Below are 564 nucleotides of genomic sequence, written 5' to 3' on the forward strand. Positions count from 1 at the left end.
ATCCCGGTATCGGAAACGGGGAGGAGGCAGAGGGAAGAACCAACTCGAATTCCGCTTCCTCCCACATGTTTCCTACGCTATCACCGCGCATTTTGGACTCTCTGTTGGTTTTCACTGAGAACTGAGCCGGTTGGGCGGCTAAAGGGGTGCGGACGAAAACTTGGACCACCAGGAGGTAGTTCATGTATTCCGATGCAGACAGAATTCGCGCAGTCGAGCTGTATATCAAGCTCGGCAAGCGAACCGCGTCCGGATCACCAACACATTGAGCTCTGGGCCCGGTCATTAAGCCGGGCTCTTTCAGTTATTGGACATTGGAGACAAGCATGGTCCGCCGTGAACATCTATGAACGCGCCAGAAAGGCTTCAGCCCTCTCTTGCTCGATTGGGACACAGAGCAGGTCGGCGATCTGCCCGGTATGACTGGTGAAACAAGCGCATCGGCGGCTCTCCGCACTTTAGGCCCCCGACTCATAAGATCGAAGCCAAATACGAATTGAAGCAAGCTGGATAGATGCGAGGAAATTATCGTCGCGTTTGTCGTATCGGTTGCGATGGCTCGGA

At 54.3% G+C, this 564-nt stretch carries 1 protein-coding gene; it reads right to left on the minus strand.

Annotated features, from left to right (window positions below):
- The coding region (locus ACTJKP_RS27155; protein ID WP_440632872.1) for a hypothetical protein at nt 1–184 on the minus strand (184 nt) is incomplete at its 3' end.
- Between the last annotated feature and the right edge of the window lie 380 nt (nt 185–564).

The organism is Brucella sp. 22210, from assembly GCF_052045675.1.
Taxonomy (GTDB): Bacteria; Pseudomonadota; Alphaproteobacteria; order Rhizobiales; family Rhizobiaceae; genus Brucella.